General features: G+C 48.4%; 23 protein-coding genes. 13 read left to right on the plus strand and 10 right to left on the minus strand.

Annotated elements, in window-relative coordinates; translation table 11 throughout:
* Nucleotides 1–10: 10 nt before the first annotated feature.
* The 3 genes from METTU_RS04890 to METTU_RS04900 all read right to left on the minus strand — a co-directional run bounded on the left by METTU_RS04890 (nucleotide 11) and on the right by METTU_RS04900 (nucleotide 2074).
* On the minus strand, nucleotides 11–601 hold the full coding sequence (locus METTU_RS04890) for a CDP-alcohol phosphatidyltransferase family protein (protein WP_006890205.1): 591 nt from the start codon (nucleotides 599–601) through the stop codon (nucleotides 11–13).
* Nucleotides 598–1452, minus strand: coding sequence for an endonuclease/exonuclease/phosphatase family protein (locus METTU_RS04895; RefSeq protein ID WP_006890206.1), 855 nt, complete (start codon nucleotides 1450–1452; stop codon nucleotides 598–600). Before METTU_RS04895 ends, METTU_RS04890 begins: the two co-directional genes overlap by 4 nt.
* 118 nt (nucleotides 1453–1570) lie before the next feature.
* Nucleotides 1571–2074, minus strand: a complete 504-nt coding sequence (locus METTU_RS04900) for a CDP-archaeol synthase (RefSeq protein WP_006890207.1) — start codon at nucleotides 2072–2074, stop codon at nucleotides 1571–1573.
* A gap of 210 nt (nucleotides 2075–2284) precedes the next feature.
* On the opposite strand from METTU_RS04900, the gene METTU_RS04905 reads away from it, so the two are divergent.
* From METTU_RS04905 to recJ, 6 genes are all read left to right on the plus strand, one after another.
* Nucleotides 2285–2479: a Trm112 family protein gene (locus tag METTU_RS04905; RefSeq protein ID WP_006890208.1), complete on the plus strand. Its 195-nt coding sequence runs from the start codon at nucleotides 2285–2287 to the stop codon at nucleotides 2477–2479.
* Complete coding sequence (gene kdsB / locus METTU_RS04910) at nucleotides 2476–3246, plus strand: 3-deoxy-manno-octulosonate cytidylyltransferase (RefSeq protein ID WP_006890209.1); 771 nt, start codon at nucleotides 2476–2478, stop codon at nucleotides 3244–3246. The genes METTU_RS04905 and kdsB overlap by 4 nt, the downstream gene beginning before the upstream one ends.
* Nucleotides 3247–3404: 158 nt before the next feature.
* The gene (alaC, locus tag METTU_RS04915; protein WP_006890210.1) at nucleotides 3405–4589 is read left to right on the plus strand and encodes an alanine transaminase; all 1185 of its coding nucleotides are present in this window, start codon (nucleotides 3405–3407) and stop codon (nucleotides 4587–4589) included.
* A 23-nt stretch (nucleotides 4590–4612) separates the two neighbouring features.
* Complete coding sequence (locus METTU_RS04920; RefSeq protein WP_006890211.1) at nucleotides 4613–5923, plus strand: homoserine dehydrogenase; 1311 nt, start codon at nucleotides 4613–4615, stop codon at nucleotides 5921–5923.
* A 6-nt stretch (nucleotides 5924–5929) separates the two neighbouring features.
* On the plus strand, nucleotides 5930–7009 hold the full coding sequence (gene thrC, locus METTU_RS04925) for a threonine synthase (protein WP_006890212.1): 1080 nt from the start codon (nucleotides 5930–5932) through the stop codon (nucleotides 7007–7009).
* 196 nt (nucleotides 7010–7205) lie between these two features.
* On the plus strand, nucleotides 7206–8951 hold the full coding sequence (gene recJ, locus METTU_RS04930; RefSeq protein ID WP_006890213.1) for a single-stranded-DNA-specific exonuclease RecJ: 1746 nt from the start codon (nucleotides 7206–7208) through the stop codon (nucleotides 8949–8951).
* Nucleotides 8952–8993: 42 nt separating this feature from the next.
* On the opposite strand, the gene METTU_RS04935 is transcribed toward recJ, so the two are convergent.
* From METTU_RS04935 to METTU_RS04955, 5 genes are read right to left on the minus strand one after another with little or no spacing between them, the layout of a single operon-like run.
* Entirely contained in the window at nucleotides 8994–10025 is a 1032-nt protein-coding gene (locus METTU_RS04935; protein ID WP_006890214.1) for a peptidylprolyl isomerase, read from the minus strand.
* The gene (locus METTU_RS04940) at nucleotides 10026–10304 is read right to left on the minus strand and encodes a BolA family protein (RefSeq protein ID WP_006890215.1); all 279 of its coding nucleotides are present in this window, start codon (nucleotides 10302–10304) and stop codon (nucleotides 10026–10028) included.
* Nucleotides 10301–10603, minus strand: coding sequence for a YciI family protein (locus tag METTU_RS04945; protein WP_006890216.1), 303 nt, complete (start codon nucleotides 10601–10603; stop codon nucleotides 10301–10303). Before METTU_RS04945 ends, METTU_RS04940 begins: the two co-directional genes overlap by 4 nt.
* A gap of 3 nt (nucleotides 10604–10606) precedes the next feature.
* Nucleotides 10607–11143 (minus strand): septation protein A, encoded by a 537-nt coding sequence (locus tag METTU_RS04950; protein ID WP_006890217.1) that lies wholly within the window; start codon nucleotides 11141–11143, stop codon nucleotides 10607–10609.
* 21 nt (nucleotides 11144–11164) lie between these two features.
* Complete coding sequence (locus METTU_RS04955) at nucleotides 11165–11500, minus strand: hypothetical protein (protein ID WP_006890218.1); 336 nt, start codon at nucleotides 11498–11500, stop codon at nucleotides 11165–11167.
* A gap of 117 nt (nucleotides 11501–11617) precedes the next feature.
* Here METTU_RS04955 and METTU_RS04960 point away from each other — a divergent pair, with 117 nt between their 5' ends.
* Genes METTU_RS04960 through METTU_RS04970 form a run of 3 tightly spaced genes read left to right on the plus strand, consistent with a single transcriptional unit; the run spans nucleotide 11618 to nucleotide 13907 of the window.
* Nucleotides 11618–11917, plus strand: coding sequence for a DUF1244 domain-containing protein (locus tag METTU_RS04960; RefSeq protein WP_006890219.1), 300 nt, complete (start codon nucleotides 11618–11620; stop codon nucleotides 11915–11917).
* On the plus strand, nucleotides 11917–12657 hold the full coding sequence (locus METTU_RS04965; RefSeq protein WP_006890220.1) for a class I SAM-dependent methyltransferase: 741 nt from the start codon (nucleotides 11917–11919) through the stop codon (nucleotides 12655–12657). The genes METTU_RS04960 and METTU_RS04965 overlap by 1 nt, the downstream gene beginning before the upstream one ends.
* Nucleotides 12658–12665: 8 nt before the next feature.
* On the plus strand, nucleotides 12666–13907 hold the full coding sequence (locus METTU_RS04970) for a hypothetical protein (protein WP_006890221.1): 1242 nt from the start codon (nucleotides 12666–12668) through the stop codon (nucleotides 13905–13907).
* Between the two features lie 28 nt (nucleotides 13908–13935).
* On the opposite strand, the gene METTU_RS04975 is transcribed toward METTU_RS04970, so the two are convergent.
* Nucleotides 13936–14391 carry a toxin-antitoxin system YwqK family antitoxin gene (locus tag METTU_RS04975; RefSeq protein WP_006890222.1) on the minus strand — a complete coding sequence of 152 codons (456 nt, stop codon included), beginning with the start codon at nucleotides 14389–14391 and terminating at the stop codon, nucleotides 13936–13938.
* A gap of 686 nt (nucleotides 14392–15077) precedes the next feature.
* Here METTU_RS04975 and METTU_RS04980 point away from each other — a divergent pair.
* Nucleotides 15078–16172, plus strand: a complete 1095-nt coding sequence (locus METTU_RS04980) for an L-dopachrome tautomerase-related protein (RefSeq protein ID WP_006890223.1) — start codon at nucleotides 15078–15080, stop codon at nucleotides 16170–16172.
* A gap of 114 nt (nucleotides 16173–16286) precedes the next feature.
* Here METTU_RS04980 and METTU_RS04985 read toward each other — a convergent pair whose 3' ends face one another.
* The gene (locus METTU_RS04985) at nucleotides 16287–17210 is read right to left on the minus strand and encodes a LysR family transcriptional regulator (protein ID WP_006890224.1); all 924 of its coding nucleotides are present in this window, start codon (nucleotides 17208–17210) and stop codon (nucleotides 16287–16289) included.
* Nucleotides 17211–17469: 259 nt separating this feature from the next.
* On the opposite strand from METTU_RS04985, the gene amoA reads away from it, so the two are divergent.
* Genes amoA through amoC form a run of 3 tightly spaced genes read left to right on the plus strand, consistent with a single transcriptional unit; the run spans nucleotide 17470 to nucleotide 20272 of the window.
* Nucleotides 17470–18222 (plus strand): bacterial ammonia monooxygenase, subunit AmoA, encoded by a 753-nt coding sequence (gene amoA, locus METTU_RS04990; protein ID WP_006890226.1) that lies wholly within the window; start codon nucleotides 17470–17472, stop codon nucleotides 18220–18222.
* A 14-nt stretch (nucleotides 18223–18236) separates the two neighbouring features.
* Nucleotides 18237–19478, plus strand: a complete 1242-nt coding sequence (gene amoB, locus METTU_RS04995; RefSeq protein WP_006890227.1) for a bacterial ammonia monooxygenase, subunit AmoB — start codon at nucleotides 18237–18239, stop codon at nucleotides 19476–19478.
* 20 nt (nucleotides 19479–19498) lie between these two features.
* A complete protein-coding gene (amoC, locus tag METTU_RS05000) occupies nucleotides 19499–20272 on the plus strand; it encodes a bacterial ammonia monooxygenase, subunit AmoC (protein WP_006890228.1) in 774 nt (257 codons plus the stop codon).
* Nucleotides 20273–20416: the final 144 nt, after the last annotated feature.

Consider the following 20416-nt stretch of genomic DNA (forward strand, 5'->3'; position numbering starts at 1 on the left):
TTTGGGGCGGCTATGGTTGGCGATCATGCCGTACAGAACGCTTTAACACATCCCAAACCGAACGCAGATTGGATTCAGGTTCAGGCAACAGCAGGGTGATTGCGATCTCTTCAACGGCTGCAAGTATGCACACCACGGCAGCCGCTCGAAACGGCCATGCCGGGCCGCCCAGAAACAGCACATACAAGGTCAAGCCCATAGCGACCGCGGCGATTTTGACTGCCCAGGTGTGATAGCTGGTAAAACAGCCGAATTTGAGCATGCCGGCAAGGGCAGGCAACAGGCAACTCGCGACAATCAGGCCGACATAAAGCAATTCTCTACTCACGACATCAGGCCACAGCCACCAGCAACACAAGGCGATGGTCAGATAGGTGATGACATCCGCCCAGCTGTCAAGAGTAGCGCCAAACTGGGTAACTTGTCCGGTCAACCGGGCCGCCATGCCGTCGAGCAAGTCGGTAAGAAAGGTAATCGCTAACAGTTCCATAAAGGCAATGCCGTGCCCATGCCATGCTAACCACAGCAATACCGGCGCTGCTACAAAGCGAAATCCCGTCAGCAGATTGGGTAAGGTCAGTTTGGAGGTTGTGTTGTTCATAAGGTAAATGAGGCGGTTAATGGCGCATGGTCTGAAAGCACATGCCAAGGCGCGTGGCTTAAGCGTTCGCAGGATACCGGGGTTAAGCCGCGATAATAAATGCGGTCCATCGGTAAAAAAGGCATCCAGGCCGGAAAGCTGCGCGCATAGCGGCCATGGGTTTCGCGAAAAACCTCCTGCAACCCCAGATGATCATGGAAAAGCCGATCGGCCTGTCCCAGCCAGTCGTTAAAGTCACCGGCTATGATTAGCGGCGCATCATGCGGCACATGACTGTCGATACGCGCACATAGCTTGCTAATCTGAAGGCGGCGCTCTTTGCCCGTCAAGCCGAAATGAATGCACACAATATGCACATCCTGACTGCTTCCCGACAATCGGTCGCATCGGTTCCCTACCGCTTGCGACACTTCTGACTTCCAGGGAGGGAGGGAATGCCGAGGACTGCCGGGAGCAGTCTCGGCCGCCATCCTTGGCAGTCGGATAACGCCATGCAACAGGCTGCGACTGGCCCAGGGAAAAGGCGATACGTTAATGTTTTCCCAGCGCTCGAACGGATGTTTGCTGAGGATAGCATTGCCGTGATGACCGGCATTGTAAATCGCATTCTTGCCGTAGGCATGGTAAGGCCAGATGTTTTCAGCGAGAAACTCAAGCTGGGACAAAACCGGCCAATCGGCGATTTTTTTCTCATGGCGCAGGTGCTCACCCTGCATTTCCTGCAAAAACATCAAATCGGCATCGGCGGCTATCAAGGCATCCCGAATCTGGTGCAGCACAAACCGCCGATTGCCGACATTAAAACCTTTATGGATGTTGTAAGTTAATACCCGTAATCCTTGTTTATTCATGCACGCTTTGATGATGTTGTTTCAGTTAAAAACTTTAAAATCTTATCACCACGAAGACACGAAGGACACGAAGAAATAAAACTTCGTGTCTTCGTGGTGAATAAAAGCTCTGATTCAATTAATAAGGCCGCTTGCGGATATGTAACCGGTAAAGAACCGGCGAGATCAATTCCTCAATCAGGAAAAAAAGCGCCACAATCAATATGATGTCGATCAGGCTCAGTGCTAGCGGCTCTTTTAACAGTAAGATCGGTAACAATGACTCGGGCACCGTGTCAAGACCGCGCGCTCGACTGCTTTCACTGCAGCCCATTCGGCGTTTGATAAAGCTTGCCAGCAAATCGCCGGCCATTGTCAAAGCGCCGAATAATACACCCGTCAACGGTTCTATTCCGCTTAAAAAGGCTACCAGGGTTGCAAAACAAACAGCCGAGCATAAGCCGCGCCAGGTTTTAGTGTTGCCAAACAAGCGCCGGCCGTCGCGCAGTTTTAACTTATTATCCACCGGCCATGCCCAGCGCTTGCCCAGTGCTTTGTTGATCAGCACCGGCGCACCGTTCGCCGCAACGAGCAATGCAATAGCCTGGATCATGCAATATAAACACAGCGATAGCGCAGTCATGCTGAATCCTCGGTTGCCTGGAAAAGCTGATCTTATTTGACCATAGATTAACAAACACTGTCGATTCAGGTTACGGGTAATTTCTCCGCCGATTGCCGCGCTTGATGACGGACTGGTTCGCGCATAAAACAGGCGGCTTAAAAATGCTGTAAAATGCTGTAAAATGCCTGAAAGGCGAGTTTTGCCACTTACTTCAACTACGAGAAAACCATGATAGATAAAAAACTGCTTGATATTCTGGCCTGTCCTTTATGCAAGAGCCCGTTGATTTATGACAAGTCCAAGCAGGAACTTATCTGCAAAGCCGACCGTATTGCTTTCCCTATCCGTGACGATATTCCGGTCATGTTGGAAGATGAAGCCCGCGAATTAACCAGCGACGAAATCGACGCATTAAAAAAATGAGTGTGCGTTTTAAAGTCGTCATCCCGGCAAGATACGGGTCGACAAGATTGCCGGGGAAACCGCTGCTGAAGATTGCAGGCAAGCCGATGATTGCGCATGTCTGCGAACGCGCGCAGGAAGCCGATGCCGATGAAATCATTGTCGCCACCGATGATGAGCGGATTTTTCAGGCCGTCACTGATTTGGGCATTAAAGCGGTCATGACCCGCGCCGACCATCAAAGCGGCACGGAAAGAATTGCCGAGGTCGCAAGGCTTTGCGGCTGGGCCGGTGATGAAATCATCGTGAATCTGCAAGGCGATGAACCCCTTATTCCGCCTGCCTATATCCGTGATGTCGCTGCGGCTTTAGCCGGTCAAAAGCAGGCGGGTATCGCCACACTGGCGGCCAAAATCACCGATCCCGAAGAAATTTTTAATCCCAACGCCGTCAAAGTGGTTTTGAACCATGCCGGTTACGCGCTTTATTTTAGTCGCGCGCCGATTCCTTGGGAAAGGGATGCGTTTACCCGGTCCGGTGGGTTGCCCTCGGGGAAACTGCCTCATCTCAGGCATATCGGCATGTACGCTTACACGGTCGATTTTTTAAATCGGTATTGTCTATGGGATGCATCGACGCTGGAGTCGGTCGAATCCCTGGAGCAGCTGAGAATACTGTGGCACGGCGAAGCTATTCGGGTGGAAATCGTAGATCAAACACCGGCTGCCGGTGTCGACACCCAAGAAGATTTGCTACGTGTGGAGCAAGTATTACGCTTGAATCATTAGCCTGTCCGGATACTGTTTTTATTTGGCATGGCGTTTCGCTTGGATAGCCTTATTCCGGCCTCCAAGGCTGTTTCGGTTTGACATAGCTTATTAATAACAGTACCTTGGGCAACATTTTTTAACTTTAACTTAAACACCGGTTTTTTCAAGAGCAGTCAATGGAACAATTTCAAAGAATAAGTCGTTTACCTCCCTACGTTTTTAATATTGTTACTGATCTGAAAGCCAAAGCTCGAGCGGCGGGCGAAGATATTATCGATTTCGGTATGGGTAATCCCGATCAGGCCACACCCGACCATATCGTGACTAAATTGATCGAATCTGCCCAACGTCCCGACACGCATCGTTATTCGGTTTCCAAAGGCATACCCCGGTTAAGAAAAGCCATCTGCACCTGGTATAAAAACCGCTTTGATGTCGATTTGGACCCGGATACCGAGGCGATTGTTACCATAGGTTCAAAAGAAGGTTTGGCGCATTTGGCGTTGGCGACTTTAGGGCCTGGGGATGTGGTGCTGGTGCCGAACCCCGCTTATCCGATCCATCCTTACGGCGTGGTGATTGCCGGTGCCGATCTTAGGCATGTGCCGATGATTCCTGGCGGCGATTTCTTCGAAGAATTGCACAAAGCCATTATCGATTCATGGCCCAAGCCGAAAATGCTGATCCTTAATTTTCCGGGCAATCCGACTACTCAGTGCGTGGAGTTGGATTTTTTCGAGAAAATTATCGCCGTCGCTAAAGAGCATAACATCTGGGTGGTACAGGATATTGCTTATGCGGACATCGTTTTCGACGGCTACAAGGCGCCGTCGATTCTTCAAGTCGAAGGCGCAAAAGACATCGCAGTCGAGTTTTTCTCGCTGTCGAAAAGCTACAACATGCCGGGCTGGCGTGTTGGTTTCATGTGCGGCAACAAGGAGCTGGTTTCCGCGTTGGCACGCATTAAATCTTATCTGGATTACGGCACCTTTACGCCGATCCAGATTGCCGCGATTGCAGCGCTTGAAGGCCCGCAGGAATGCGTTGCCGAAATTGCCGAGATGTACCGCAAAAGACGCGACGTGCTGTGCGACGGCTTAGCGGCAGCAGGATGGCCGGTTGAAAAACCCAAAGCCACGATGTTCGTTTGGGCGCGTATTCCCGAAGCGTATCAACACATGGGGTCGCTTGAGTTTTCCAAAAAACTGCTGGCGGAGGCCAAAGTTGCGGTTTCGCCGGGCATTGGTTTCGGCCAGCATGGCGATGATCATGTCAGGTTCGGCCTGATTGAGAATGAACACCGTACCCGTCAGGCGGTTCGCGGCATACGCAATATGATGAAGAAAGACAAGGTCATATAATAATTTTTTAGCTGGAGTTTGATTTGAAACCGGTAAAAGTAGGTGTATTAGGATTAGGTACTGTCGGTGGCGGTACCGTCAATGTGTTGAAGCGGAATGCGGCGGAAATCGCCCGCAGGGCAGGTCGTGAAATTATTATCACCCGCGCCTCAGCCAAAGATTTAAACAAGCCGCGTATTTGCGACACGCAAGGCATCGCCTTAACGACCGATCCCTATGAAATCATCAATGATCCCGAAATTGAAATCATTCTGGAATTAATCGGCGGGGCCGGACCGGTCAAAGACATGGTGTTGAAAGCCATCGAAAACGGCAAGCATGTCGTTACCGCCAATAAGTCGCTGATTGCGTTGCACGGCAACGAAATTTTCGCCAAAGCCAGCGAAAAAGGCGTCATCGTCGCCTTCGAAGCCGCTGTCGCCGGTGGCATTCCTATTATCAAAGCCATACGCGAAGGCTTAAGCGGCAACCAAATCGAGTGGCTGGCGGGCATCATCAACGGCACCGGTAATTTCATTCTGACCGAAATGCGCGATAAGGGCCGCGATTTTGCCGACGTATTAGCCGAAGCTCAAGCTCTGGGCTACGCAGAAGCCGATCCTACCTTTGATGTGGAAGGCATCGATGCCGGCCATAAATTAACCATACTGGCTTCCATTGCTTTTGGCATCCCGTTGCAGTTTGACAAGGTCTATACCGAGGGCATTACCAAAATCACCCGCGCCGATGTCGAGTACGCGGAGCAGCTGGGTTACCGCATCAAGCATTTGGGCATCGCCCGCAAAACGCCCGAAGGTATCGAGTTAAGAGTGCATCCGACGCTGATTCCCGAGCGTCGTCTGATTGCCAACGTAGACGGCGTGATGAATGCCGTTTTGATTAAAGGCGATGCCGTCGGCCCTACGCTTTATTACGGCGCCGGAGCCGGAGCCGAGCCTACTGCATCCTCTGTTGTTGCCGATGTGATCGATGTGGTCAGAGCCTTAACCAGCGACCCTGAAAACCGCGTACCGCATTTAGCCTTCCAAGCCGATGCCTTAGCCGACATTCCGGTTTTGTCGTCTGATATGTTCAGGACTTCTTATTATTTGCGGCTTAATGCAGAAGACAAGCCGGGGGTTTTGGCTGAAGTGACCCGGATTCTGGCCGATCATCAAATCAGCATTGAAGCTATCAGCCAAAAAGTACCGCTGAACAATGAAACGTCGGTACCGATTATCATGCTGACTCAGATCACGCTTGAAAAAGAAATGAACGCGGCTATCGCTGAAATTGAAGCGTTAAAAACCGTTACCGGTAAAGTCAACCGCATCCGTCTGGAAACTTTGGGATAAAAAAACATGTCTACGCAAAAACACTACACCGGCTTGATTGAACGCTACAGAGACCGTCTGCCGGTCAGCGCAAGCACCCGCATCATCAGCTTGAACGAAGGCAATACGCCGCTGATCCAACTGCAAAATATCCCCCGCTTGATCGGTAAGTCGGTTGATATTTACGTCAAGTTTGAAGGCCTGAACCCGACCGGTTCATTTAAGGATCGCGGCATGACCATGGCGGTCACCAAGGCCGTGGAAGAAGGCAGTCAAGCCATCATCTGCGCCTCGACCGGTAACACCTCGGCCGCGGCAGCAGCGTATGCGGCGCGCGCCGGTATCAAAGCCTTCGTGTTGATTCCCGACGGCAAGATTGCCCAAGGCAAGCTGGCGCAAACCCTGATGTACGGCGCTGAAATCATCCAGATTAACGGCAACTTCGATAAAGGCATGGCATTGGTTAAAGAAGTCGCCGAACATGCGCCGGTCACTATCGTTAACTCGATCAACCCGTTCAGGATTGACGGACAAAAAACCGCCGCCTTTGAAATCGTCGACGACCTCGGTTTCGCGCCTGACTATCACTGTCTGCCGGTTGGCAATGCCGGAAATATCACCGCCTACTGGAAAGGTTATACCGAATACGCTACCGATCGTGTGTGCAGTACTCGGCCGGTTATGTGCGGTTATCAGGCGGCAGGAGCTGCACCGTTCGTCGCCGGTCACATGATCGATGAGCCGGAAACCATTGCCACCGCGATACGCATCGGTCATCCGCAATCCTGGGATTTTGCCTGGGCCGCGCAAAAAGAATCCGGCGGCTGGTTCGACAAATTCACCGACGAACAGATTCTAGCCGCGCAAAAAATGCTGTCCCAGTATGAAGGCATTTTTTGTGAACCGGCATCGGCAACTTCATTAGCCGGTGCCTTGCATGACATCGGTTCCGGTAAAATCCCCGAAGGCAGCAAGATTGTCTGTACCTTGACCGGTAACGGCTTGAAAGATCCCGATACCGCTATCTCGCAATGTGCCGCTGAGCATCCTGTGACGATTGAAGCTAGTTTGGATGCGGTTAAGCGGGCTATTTTGGATTGTTTATAATAAATTTTCACCGCGAAGTTTTATGTGTCGCTGGTTCCTCCCAAGCTCCGGCTTGGGAACCCAGTAAGCGAAGCTCCAGCTTCGCGAGACGGGAAGCTGGAGCTTCCAAAACCGAATTCCCAAGCCGGAGCTTGGGAACCAGCGAACAATCAAATAATTTAAAGCCGACAACAGTCGGCTTTTTTATTGGAAACCCATGTATTATCAAGGCGTAAAAAAAACCATCGTTCCCCGTCCGGTCGCTAAAAAACGCGCCAATCTGGGAGAAATGCATCCCGTATTGGAACGTATCTTTTTAGCCAGGGGCTTAACGTCTACAGCCGAATTGGACCGGACGCTGGCGAAACTTCCGTCGCCATGGCTGTTATCGGGCATGGAAGAGATGGTCGGTCATTTGATCACTGCCATCAATGAGCAACAACGGATTTGCATTGTGGCCGATTTCGATGCCGATGGCGCAACCAGCTGTGCGGTGGCTATCAAGGGCTTGAAGTTACTGGGGGCAGGGGAGGTAACATTTGTCGTGCCCAACCGCTTTGAATACGGTTACGGTTTGACACCTGAAATTGTCGATTTGGTTAAGCTGCAAAACCCTGATGTCATTATTACCGTTGATAACGGCATATCGAGCATGGAGGGGGTTAGGGTGGCCAAAGACCTGGGCATAAAAGTCCTGATTACCGATCATCATTTACCTGCTCATGAATTACCTATTGCCGATGCCATTGTAAATCCCAATCTGGTCGATGATAAATTCCCCAGCGGCGCATTGGCCGGTGTCGGCGTTATTTTTTATGTATTAATGGCTTTAAGGAGCCGGTTAAGAGAAAAGAACTGGTTCGAGAAGAATCAGCTTCAGGAACCCAATCTCGCGCAGTTGCTTGATTATGTCGCACTGGGTACGGTCGCCGACGTGGTGGCGCTCGATCAGATCAACCGGGTTTTGGTGCATCAGGGCTTATTGAGAATACGCACGAGGCGCTCGCATCCGGGGATAAATGCGCTTATCGAGGTGTCGGGCAGAAAGCCTGAATCGATTTTTGCCTCCGATTTGGGCTTTGCGCTGGGGCCAAGGCTTAATGCAGCCGGACGCATGGATGATATGTCATTAGGGATTCAGTGTCTGCTAACCGAAGATCCGCTTCTGGCAAAAGAAATGGCCTTGCAACTCGACGAGCTGAACAATGACCGCCGGGAAGTTGAAGGTCAAATGAAGAACGAAGCGATGGCTTTGTTAGGTGAAATGAAAAAGCTTGATGAGCACCATTTGCCTGCGGGCGTCTGCTTGTTCGACTCAAGCTGGCATCAAGGTGTTATCGGCATTTTGGCATCGCGGATTAAAGATCAATTGCATCGTCCCGTTATCGCTTTTGCGCCTGCCGGGAAAGATGAGATAAAAGGTTCGGCGCGCTCAATTCCCGGCGTTCACATTCGTGATGTATTGAGCGATATTGCCGCGGCACACCCTAAATTGCTGAGTAAGTTCGGCGGACATGCGATGGCCGCAGGCATGAGTTTAAAAATGCACGATTATCCGCCTTTTGCGTTGGCTTTTGATGCTTTGGTCAGAAAGCGTCTGGTGACTATCGACTTGGAGCAGAAAATCTATTCCGATGGCGAGTTGACCGAACAGGAGATGACTATTGAGTTTGCCGATTTGCTCCAAAACGCAGGCACTTGGGGGCAGGAATTTCCCGAACCTGTTTTTGATGGGGTTTTCGATGTTATTCAATCGCGCATAGTCGGACAGCGCCATCTTAAATTAGTGCTGAGAAAACCGTTCGGCGATTTGTTGATCGATGCGATTGCTTTTTATGTGGATAAGCCGGAGAGCTGGCTGGGTTTGCGGCACATTAAGGCGGCTTATAAACTGGACATCAATGAGTTCAGGGGCAATCGCAGCGTGCAGTTTATAGTGCAGTATCTGGAAAAAATTACATAAAAAAAGGGCGGATAAACCGCCCTTTTTTGTATAACGTAACGCTTATTTTTTTGTTTCTGCCGGGGCTGCGGGTGCAGGTTCTGCCGCAGGAGTAGCCGGTTTCTCTTCGGCTGCTGCCGGAGCTTTTTCAATAGCCTTGGCAGGTTCAGCCGCTGCTGGTGCTTCCTCAGCAGTTGGCGTTGCAGGTTCTGCCGGAGCCGTTTCCGCTTTTGGTGTTTCGTCAGTCAGTGGCACCAATATTTCCACTTTTGCCTGTTTGCGCAATGTTTCGATCATCTCTTGAACTTTTTTGCGTTGCAGGAAAGGCGTCAATTGCTCTTTAACCGCTTCCAAGGGTGGAGGTGTTACCGGGCGGGAATCTTCTTTCAAAATCACATGAAAGCCAAACTGGGTCTTAACGGGTTCTTTGGTGTATTTGCCTTTTTCCAGTGCGGCCACTGCTTCAGAGAAAGGTGCAACCATTTGTGCGGCAGAAAACCAGCCTAAATCACCGCCATTTTGCGATTCTTTAGCGTCTAATGAATTCTTGTTGGCTAATTTGGCAAAATCCGCCCCCTTATCCAATTCGGTAATCAGTTTTTTAGCTTCGGTTTCGGTTTTAACCAGGATATGACGCGCTTTATATTCGGTGCCCTTTTCAGCGGCAACTTTGCTGTCGTATTCGGCTTTGATTTCTGCATCAGTTACCGGATTGGCTTTAATGAAGTTTTGCAGATCGGCTTGGGTCAGTAATGCTTTTTTAGCGGCTTCAAGCTGCGCTACAAGTTCAGGTGACTTGTCCAGTTGTTTTTGCGTAGCATCCTGAACCAGCAACTCACGTTGAATGAGTTCTTCAACCAGTTTTTCTTTAGGAAATGTTTGTCCGTGGCTACGTTCGGCGATTTCTTTTTCCAAGGTCTCAAGCGTTGATTTGGCGATATACTGGCCATTAACAACAGCAACAGCATCGGCTTTATCAACCGCAGGTGTGGCGGTTGCAGCTGGAGCGCTGCCGACATTAGTGGCTTTTTCTTGATTACAACCGGCAATCAATGCTGTGCCGACAACAAGTAGAGGGATGAATTTTTTTTTCATTTATAATCTTCCTTTGGTTTCTTCAGAGGGTGAGAGAGCATTAATGCCTAAGGCATGAATTTGTTGTTTCATCATGTCGCCCAACGCATTATAAATAAGCTGATGTCGTTGAACTAAAGATCTGCCTTCAAAAATTTCAGCGACAATAGAAACATGATAGTGTCCGCCGCCGCTACGCGCGCCGGCATGTCCGGCATGAGCCGTACTGTTATCAATAATTTCTAGAAGCTCCGGTTTAAAAGCATCATTTAACAGTTGTTTAATGAGTTCGGATGTCATTGTGGAAAGACCTTTTTAAATGGTTTAACGGTAACCTTGGCATAAACCCCGGCATCGATGTAAGGATCAACGTCCGCCCATTGTTGGGCATCTGTCAGACTGTCAAATTCAGCAACCACCAAGCTGCCTGTAAAACCCGCTGCACCGGGATTGTCACTGTCAATTGAGGGATGAGGGCCTGCTAATATCAGACGTCCGGCATCCTGGAGCTCTTGCAGTCGCTTAAGGTGCGCCGGGCGTACGGATAACCTTTTCTCAAGACTATCCGCTACATCTTCACTGATAATGGCGTATAGCACTGCTTATTCCTCTGTATCGGGGATGTGTTTATATAAAAAAACCATTTGCAGCAAAATAAAAACAACCATTAAAGCCGGTACGCCAAATGTTTTAAAGGTAACCCAATCATCGGTATTGTAATTGTACATCACATAAAGATTGATAAAGCCTACACTGATAAAAAAGCAGCCCCATAAGGTATTTAATCGTTTCCAGATCAATGCGGGCAAGGTTAAATTGCCCGACAGCATTTTTTCAATGAAGGTTTTTTTACCGACAAACTGGCTACCCAAAAAGGCAGTGCCAAATAGCCATTCTATGATGGAGAGTTTCCATTTGATAAATTGCTCATCCTGCAAATAAAGCGTTGCGCCACCCATCACCAGAATCAACCCCAGCGTAATCCATTGCATGGTTTCAACCTTGCGGTGTTTAAACCAGGCATAAGCTACCTGGATAATGGTTGCCACAATAACAACGGCGGTGGCGACATAAATATCGTAAATTTTAAACGCAATAAAAAATAAAAGGATAGGGAAAAATTCGAAAAGCTGTTTCATAGTAACTGAAGGTAGGGGTGATCAGGCGTAAGCATCTATTCCTGTTATCAATTGAGCACGTTGGTCTCGCAGCGGTGCATTGAATGCCTGATTATAGGCAGAAAGCGCTCTTAAGGTTCGTGAGTCGGTTGGTTTAATGATGTTATCTTGGCCTGATAAATCAATGGCTAAGCTAACATTATCCAGTGTTTTTTTAATCTCTTCAGGTGAAGAAGGCTGATTAAATTTTTTGTTTTGAGTGTCTTTTGTGGCGGCGGATAGTTCATTTTCGTCTTTATTTTTCGCACTATCGGTCCTGCCAACTTTCTGGTTATGGCCGATGGGCGAAAAAGTTAATGATGAATTATGAACTCTCATATTTAAAGCGAGTTGCTACACAAATTTAACACAGTTCATTGTAAAATCTTTACTGAGGAATGTACATGCTTGAATAGTCGTTTCTGCTAGAATATCGATTATTTTTGGAGTAAATCAGTGGATAAAAGCACACAAACAGAATTAGAAGCGGCTGCATTCAGACGCTTAGTCAGTCATTTACAAAAGCACACCGAGGTTCAAAACATCGAGTTAATGATATTGGCGGATTTTTGCAGAAACTGCCTGGCTAAATGGTATATGGCGGAGGCAGCAGAGCAGGGCATAGCGATGGATTATGAGCAGGCCAGGGAAGTGGTCTACGGCATGCCTTATAAAGAGTGGAAAGATAAATTCCAAACCGAAGCGACGGACGAACAATTGGCCGCTTTCGACCGCAAACAACAAGCTAAATTATAATGACCGACAAATCACAATACGACGCCCTATTTTCCGGCGTGATCGGGCAGGATTATGAACTGCTCAACTTAATCTGTCCCTTAGCAACCCAAATGAGCCGCTTGGTAGGTGTTGCAGCCGCAGAGTATTCCGCGCAGGCAAGCGATAACCTGACTGTTGTAGAACTGGGCGGCGGCACCGGCATTACCACCTTATCGCTATTAACCGCGTCAGATAAGCTCAATATCCTAAGTATCGATAACGAACCGGTTATGCAGGAACAGGCCAAAACGCATCTGAACAAATGGGCGCTAGAAGGCAAACTGGCTTTTTGCGGCGATGATGCCTTGACGGCGTTAACAAACATTGCAAGCGACAGCGTCGATATGGTGGCTTCGGCGTATACCTTACACAATTTTCTCGATACTTATCGCAAGGAAGTCATACAAGAGATTTTCAGGATTTTAAAACCCGGCGGTCAATTCATTAACGGCGACCGTTACGGCTTGGATGATGTTTCCCAACATACGCGCACCATACAGCAGGAAGTCAGCGGTTATTTCAAGGTGCTGACCCGGATCAATAAACTGGACGTGCTGGAACACTGGATAGTGCATTTGTTTAGCGATGAATCGGAAAATCATGTCATGCGCGAATCGGTGGCGTTAGATCAACTACGTGATAGCGGATTTTCAGACATCACCCTTAGCCACAGACTTGAAGTCAATGCGTTGGTTACAGCCACAAAGCCCGGTTTATAAAATCACCCATGAAACACATCGTTAACATTTCCTGGCTGCTTATTGTCACAGCCCAACTAAGCGGCTGTGCGAGCCTGGGTAAGGGTATGGCTGAAGCCTTTCTGGAAAAACAGCAATTGGCCGATACCCGTCTTTGCGAAATATGGGGAAAATCTTTTAAAGGGCTTTCGCCGTTTCTGAACAGTAAGCAAGGCAAAATGAAGGTGCTCATGGTGCATGGGGTGGGCGATCATTTACCGGGATATTCCACGCAATTTGTCGAAAAGCTGGCCAAAGAGCTGAATCTGCCGGTGATGTCAACGCAGTACAAAAACATTACCCTGACCAGTCGACTTGATTCAAGCAAAAATCTGGGCAACTTAAGAATCAACCGGTTGCTAAGCAAAGACAGAAGCAAGGAATTACTGTTTTATGAATTAAGCTGGTCGGTCATTACCGCCAAGCAAAAAGAAGTGCTGGCCTATGATAATTCGGGGGAATATTCCTTTCGCAGGGCTGAAGTCAATAACCTGATGAAGAGGTTCTCCAATGATACCGGTCCTGACCCAATTATCTATCTGGGAGAGAGCAGGGAAGATATACAGGTTTCATTCGGCCAATCTTTCTGTTGGATGACCAAAAGCAGCTGGGATGATTTGCCTGATGATGTGACGCAAGCCTGTTCATTTAATGACGACACAGCAGCGGCTAATACTCATATCGATCAGTATGCCTTTATTTCGCACAGCCTGGGCAGCCGCATAATTATCGATGGAATGCAGCGCATTGCTTCTTTACTGGATAAGCGCGATGTCGATTTCTCAGAGGCATTAAAGACTAAAGAAATCCCCATTTATATGATGTCCAACCAACTGCCCATGTTGCAGTTAGGCCGTAAATTACCCGATGTAAGCAATCAAAAATCTGCGTATTGTCAACCGAATGGCGAAAAATATAATCAACGCATGTTGGCTAAAACGCCCATCATTGCCTTTAGCGATCCAAACGATTTATTAAGTTATGCGATTCCACATGGTTTTGTAGAAAAGTATCTGGACTCAAGACTCTGCATTGATGTGACTAATATCAATATCAATGTTGCGACCATCCTTGACGCATTCGGCTTGGGTAAATTCGCCAATCCTATTGACGCGCACGTAGGTTATGATACCGATGATCGAGTGGTTGCGCTCATCGCTAAAGGCATTGGCAACAAGAATACAGCCAATGTTGTGAATGACCGTTGTCGGTGGGTTGAAACGATAGAATAAAAACGGGAAGGTAAGGGGGCAATAACGCTTAATTTTCTTGCTGATTCCCGTTTATAAAGCTTAATTGACCTATTTCATGCTCGTTTTCATCCCACATAATAAGTAATCCATTTTTCTTCCCATCTTTATAATTTGTTTCAATATATTTCTTTTTATTTGAATGATATTTCTCATGTTTGCCGGTGAATGGTTTATCCTCATTAGGCATATAAGCAAGATCATTTCTAATTTCCAGTTCTTCTGAGGTCACTATTTCTTTAGGTTTTGTATCTTGTAAAACGTTGCTTTTATTCGGGGCTATTTTTTTTGGCTTTATATGTTTTGAAATAGTGCTTTCAGCCTTAACTTTTTTCTTCGCTTTCTTGTTTTTCAAAGCCTTGGACTTGGCGTTTGCTTGGGATATTATTTCCGCCAAAACTCTAGCGTCAGCGCCACAATCTGAAATAAAAAAAGCTATAACTAATATAAATATTATATTTTTCATTAAAATAATTTAAATAAGTTGGTCTTAGACTTATGAAGTGCAGCTTTTCAGATTTATTCACTGATGTTACGCACGGATGGTATGCCGCGCCGAGCACCGGAGCTTTTATCGAGAACAGCCCGAATGTTAAAGCGGTCGAAATTCGGCTAACTGCGTAACATCAGTTATTCAGTGACATTTATGACAAAGCACCGCTAAAGACGCAACAAGTCTAGCATAGCCCCATGCCACCTTGGTACAGCATAATAATAGACACAGCATTTATTTAACTTCGGCTGCGAGACAAGAGTCGAGTAGTCCCCAGAAGCGATAGTGCATGTGTTTTCACGAACCGTCTTTTTGCGTAGTGAAAATGAGGCTTTCCGAAATTGCGTCGAGTCATTGTGAGAATGCGGTTAGATACTGCTGATCGACGCAATTTCTTCCATCCGCCGTTACAATTTGGCATTGGCTGACACATTCTGAGCCATTTGCTGACGGTCGCGACTGACTGCTTTATGGCGATGAATATGGCGGAATGAAGTTCGGCAATACGCCAAGACCGGACTGACATGATTTTATTTGAATATCCGCTGTCGCCCCCGGCCTCACAAAATTTATAAATACCGCCATGAATAAAGATCATTTAACAGCCTTGACTCGACGGAGTAATGTTTTCAATGAATCTTTTTCCAATGGAGCTATTTATGAATACCCTCGTTAAAGTCACCGCCCTTTTATTGATGTTCGCATTTGAAGCGGCGGCACAACCCGATTCAAAATTCGACGTCATCGCCAATCTCGATACCGGTCCGGGCAATGTTACCGTTACCGATAATGGCCGCATCATCATGAGCATGCATCAGTTTTATCAGCCTAAATACACGGTGGTTGAATATAAAAATAATGCGCTGCTGCCGTTTCCCAACAAAGAACTGGCGGATTCCGATTCAATATCGAATCTGAAGCTGGATTCCGTGCTGGGCATCCGAGCGGATGCCTACGGCATCGTGTGGATGCTGGATAACGGCATGCGCAGCAGCGTCACGCCTAAGCTGGTGGGATGGGACACTCGCAGCAATAAACTGCATCAGGTTATCCATTTACCGACACCGGTAGCGCCCAAGGATGCTTTTGTTAACGATTTCGCGGTCGATATTCGGCACAATCATATTTTTATCAGCGATCCGGCCGGTGGCGCAAATGCGGCGCTGATTGTCGTCAACCTAGGCACAGGAACGGCAAGACGCGTACTGGAAGGTCATCACAGCGTTATTCCCGAAGAGGTCGATTTGATTATTGATAATGTACCGGTTCAAGTTAAAGATAAAGCCGGAAAATGGGTTAGGCCTCATATCGGAGTCAACCCGATCACCGAAGACCTGAGCAACGAATGGGTTTATTTTGGCCCGATGCATGGATTCAGCCTTTATCGGATAAAGGCGGACGATCTGGTCGATGAAAGCCTGGATGCCGGGATGTTGGCAAATCGCGTTCAACGCTACAGCGATAAGCCGATTTCAGACGGCATCACAATCGACAAGGATAACAACATCTATCTGGGCGAGTTGGCGGCCAATGCGATCGGCGTTATTTCGGCCGATAAAAAGTATCAACGACTGGCTCAGTGCCCGCGCCTTTCGTGGGTGGATTCGTTCAGCTTTGGGCCAAATGGGCAACTGCTTGCGGTAGTCAATCGACTGCATCAGTCAAGTACGCTTAATGGCGGCGTAGCGGCATCAAAACCGCCGTATTACCTGTTACAGATAAAAGCCCTGGCTGCCGGATTGCCCGGACGGTAAACAATTTCTCATTAATCACAAATCTTTTATTCACCACGAAGGCACGAAGAACACGAAGTTTTATTTTTTTCGTGTTCTTCGTGCCTTCGTGGTGAATTATTTTAAGCTTTAAGCTCATGAACCAGTAATGTTCCGGCCTATCGCTATTATTTTGTCCCGCAGCCAAAGATGGGCCGGATCTTTGTCATGTAACGGATGCCAAATCATGACTAACTGGTAAGAAGGAAGCTCGATAGGCACGGGAAATATTTCCAGCGGCGCAAATTTTTTAAACTGCTCGGCAATTCGATAAGGTAGCGACAATATCATATCGGTTTCGGCAACGATCAGCGGTGCGGAAAGAAAGTGAGGGACGATCAGCTTGATGCGCCGCTCCAATCCCCGTTCAGCCAGTTTTTGATCGATTAAGCCGACGTTGCTGCCTGTTCGGGAAATCAACATATGGGGAACTGCCAAATACTCTTCCAACGAAGGCGGTTTTGTTATCAGCGGATGATCCTGCCTGACCACGCAGGCCATCTGGTCGCTAAATAAATGTTCGCAGTGTAAATGTGGAGGTGGATTGAGTACCGATTCGAAACCGAGCACGACATCAAGACTGCCGTTTTCCAATTGTGCGGCCGGGAATGACGATTCGGTGCGTTTAAGGTGGATATCAATACCGGGGGCGATTTGGCCGATCAATCCCAACAGCTCGGGTATTAACAGCAATTCCATATAATCCGTGGCAGCAAGTACAAAGCGCCGCTGACTCGTTCCGGCTTCAAATTCCAACGGCGGCTGAATCAGTTGCTCCATCTCATTCAGTAAGCTCCTGATCGGCTCAATCAAGGTCAGCGCTCTTTCAGTGGGTTTCATTCCGGACGGCGTTTTAACCAGCAGAGGATCATCCAGCTGTTGCCGTAGTCTCTGCAAAATATGGCTCATCGCCGATTGCGTGATAAACATCTGTTCCGCAGCACGGGTAACGTTCAACTCTCGCATCAGTACATCGAAGGCCACCAATAAGTTCAAGTCAAAGGTTCTTAAATTAGACATAGGAGTACTTTTCAATGTTGGTTCGGGTCAGGATAACAAAAACACAGCATGCCTCGACCATGAATTGTGTCAATGACGGGATGAAATATAAACATTTAACAAAGCCGTTCTTTCAACCTACTGTATCACTCAAGCGTGTTGTTTAGCTTGAGTCGGCTCAGTTCCCCCTCAATGAGCTGCCGATAAAACTTACGACACGCTGACTCTTTTGGATAAGCGAATCAGCCTTATCTATCGCTATTTGGTAGGAGAAGCAATTATGTCAGTAAATATTTCAAACCGGTCATTTCGACCTTACACAGGAGAAAAAGCGCGGATTACCCGCGCTTACGATTACCTGATCCTGGTATTGGCTCTTTTTCTGTTTATCGGTTCTTTCCATCTTCATTTTGCGCTGACTGTCGGCGACTGGGATTTCTGGGTGGACTGGAAAGACAGACAATGGTGGCCGCTGGTGACGCCGCTGATGGGCATTACTTTCCCGGCGGCGGTGCAGTCGGTCATGTGGACGAAGTTTCGCCTGCCGATGGGCGCTACCTTGTGCGTGGCTGCGTTATTGATAGGTACCTGGATCACCCGCATATTCGCCTATCATTATTGGAATTATTTCCCCATTAACATGGTCTTGCCCGCCACCATGTTGCCCGGTGCGCTGGTGCTGGACGCGATCCTGATGTTGAGCAACAGCCTGACCGTCACTGCGGTTTTAGGGGGCGCGTCTTTTGCGTTGCTGTTCTACCCCAGCAACTGGCCCCTGTTCGGCATGTTTCATGTGCCTGTCGAGTACGGCAACGGCCAATTGACGGTCGCCGATTTGTTCGGCTTCGAATACATACGCACCGGCATGCCGGAATATTTACGCATCATCGAGCGGGGTACCTTACGCACTTACGGCCAATACGCAGCGCCGTTAGCGGCATTTTGTTCGGCGCTGTTATGCATCCTGATGTACACCTTATGGTGGTTTATCGGGAAGTGGTTCGCAACCGTTCGTTACCTTAATAAAATCTGAGGGGAGGGCAATTTATGAAACAGCTATTAATCAAGTGCATGGCATCTCTCGGGTTTATCCTTTCGCTGTACACGCTGAATATCGCAACTGTGATGGCGCATGGGGAAAAGGCTTTAGAGCCGTTTATCAGAATGCGCACGATACAGTGGTACGACGTGCAATGGGACAAACAAAAATTTAATGTTAATGAGGAAGTCAGCGTTAGCGGCAAATTCCATGTCGCCGAGGATTGGCCGGTCAGCGTGCCCAAACCTGAAGCGGCGTTTTTGAATATATCGACGCCCGGCCCGGTGCTGATCAGGACCGAACGCTATCTGAACGGTAAACCGTTCATGAATTCGGTGGCCTTGCAGCCCGGAGGCGATTACAACTTCAAGATTGTGCTCAAAGGGCGATTGCCGGGCCGTTACCACATCCATCCGTTCTTTAACCTGAAAGATGCCGGACAGGTGATGGGGCCGGGCGTATGGCTGGAAATTACCGGCAGTCCGTCGGATTTTTCCAATAAGGTCAAAACCATCAACGGCGAGGTAATCGATATGGAAACCTATGGCCTGGGCAACGGTATATTCTGGCATCTGTTCTGGGGCTTATTGGCAACGGCCTGGCTGCTTTGGTGGCTGCGGCGGCCGTTGTTTATTCCACGCTACAGAATGCTGCAAGCCGGTGGTTTGGAAGATGAACTGGTCACGCCGAACGACCGTTTAATTGCAAAAGCGATGCTGGTCGGCGTGCCCTTGTTGGTGTTGGCCGTCAATGCAATGACGATAAGCGAATATCCAAATGCCATACCGTTGCAGGCTTCGCTGGACCAGATTTTGCCGCTATCCGCCCAGGTCAATGCCGGCGTGGTCGATGTCGAGACTTTGAAAGCCGAATACCGGATACCGGAACGTTCAATGGAGTTCACTGTAAAGGTCAATAATCGCAGCGAAAATCCTGTTCAAATAGGCGAGTTTTCTACCGCTAATGTGCATTTTTTGAACAAGGATCTGCAAGCGGCGTATCAAGGCGATTCAACAAGCATGACAGCGTTTGAAGGCTTGAGCCTGGAGAATCCTGCACCGATACAACCCGGCGAACAGCGCACGATGACGATAACCGCGAGGGATGGGTTTTGGGAATCCGAAAAACTGAACGGGCTGATTCGGGATGCCGACAGCCGGATCGGCGGCCTGCTGTTTTTGTACGATTCGGTAACAGCCGCGCGTTATATCTCCAGCATAACCGCCGCAGTGATTCCGAAATTCAATTAAACCGTTAAGAGGCTTACATCATGGCTACAACATCCGAACAATTACCTTTAGTGGTAGAAAATAAAAACGCAGAACCCTGGTATATCAAGGATTTACCGATGTACCTGAAAGGCTTTGCCATGCTGACGGTTATCTATATCGGGCTACGCTTATATCAAGGCGCTTTTGCCGTTGCGTCGGGATTGGACTCGTCCGAACCGGCGTTTGAACAGTACTGGATGCAGCTGTTTTACGTTGAATTAGGCATTCTTGCTGTATTCGTGACCGGTGTATGGGGCTATTTATGGCTTTCGCGTGATCGTAACCTGGACAAGCTGGAACCGAAGGAGGAAATCAGCCGCTATTTCACCCTGACCATGTGGATCAGTATTTACACCTTTGCGGTGTATTGGGCCGGTAGCTATTTTGCCGAACAGGATAATTCCTGGCATCAGGTCGCAATCCGCGACACGCCTTTTACGGCCAATCATATTATCGAGTTTTATTTTAATTTTCCGCTGTATGTGATTTTAGGCGGTTGCGCCTGGCTATACGCCAGAACCCGGTTGCCGCTCTATGCCAAGGGCATTTCGCTGCCGTTGACGTTGGCCGTATTCGGGCCGTTTATGATATTGGTTAGCGTTGGCTTTAATGAGTGGGGACATACCTTTTGGTTCAGGGAGGAATTTTTCGCCGCGCCTATTCATTGGGGCTTTGTGATCGGCGTCTGGTTTGCGTTGGGCGTAGGCGGCATATTGCTTCAGGGCGTAACCCGTTTGATTGAATTGCTTGATGAGTTGGAAGACGCGCCATGATTTATGGATAACGGAGTGGTCAAAGCGACACAGAATCCTCTCTCCCTCCGAGCATAGATGTTACCACCCTCGTTCCCACGCGCTGCGCTCGTCTTTATACACAAGTCTCTAAGTAACGCGTCATACTCGCCGGGAAGCGGGTAT

Source organism: Methylobacter tundripaludum SV96 (assembly GCF_000190755.2).
Classification (GTDB): Bacteria; Pseudomonadota; Gammaproteobacteria; order Methylococcales; family Methylomonadaceae; genus Methylobacter_A; species Methylobacter_A tundripaludum.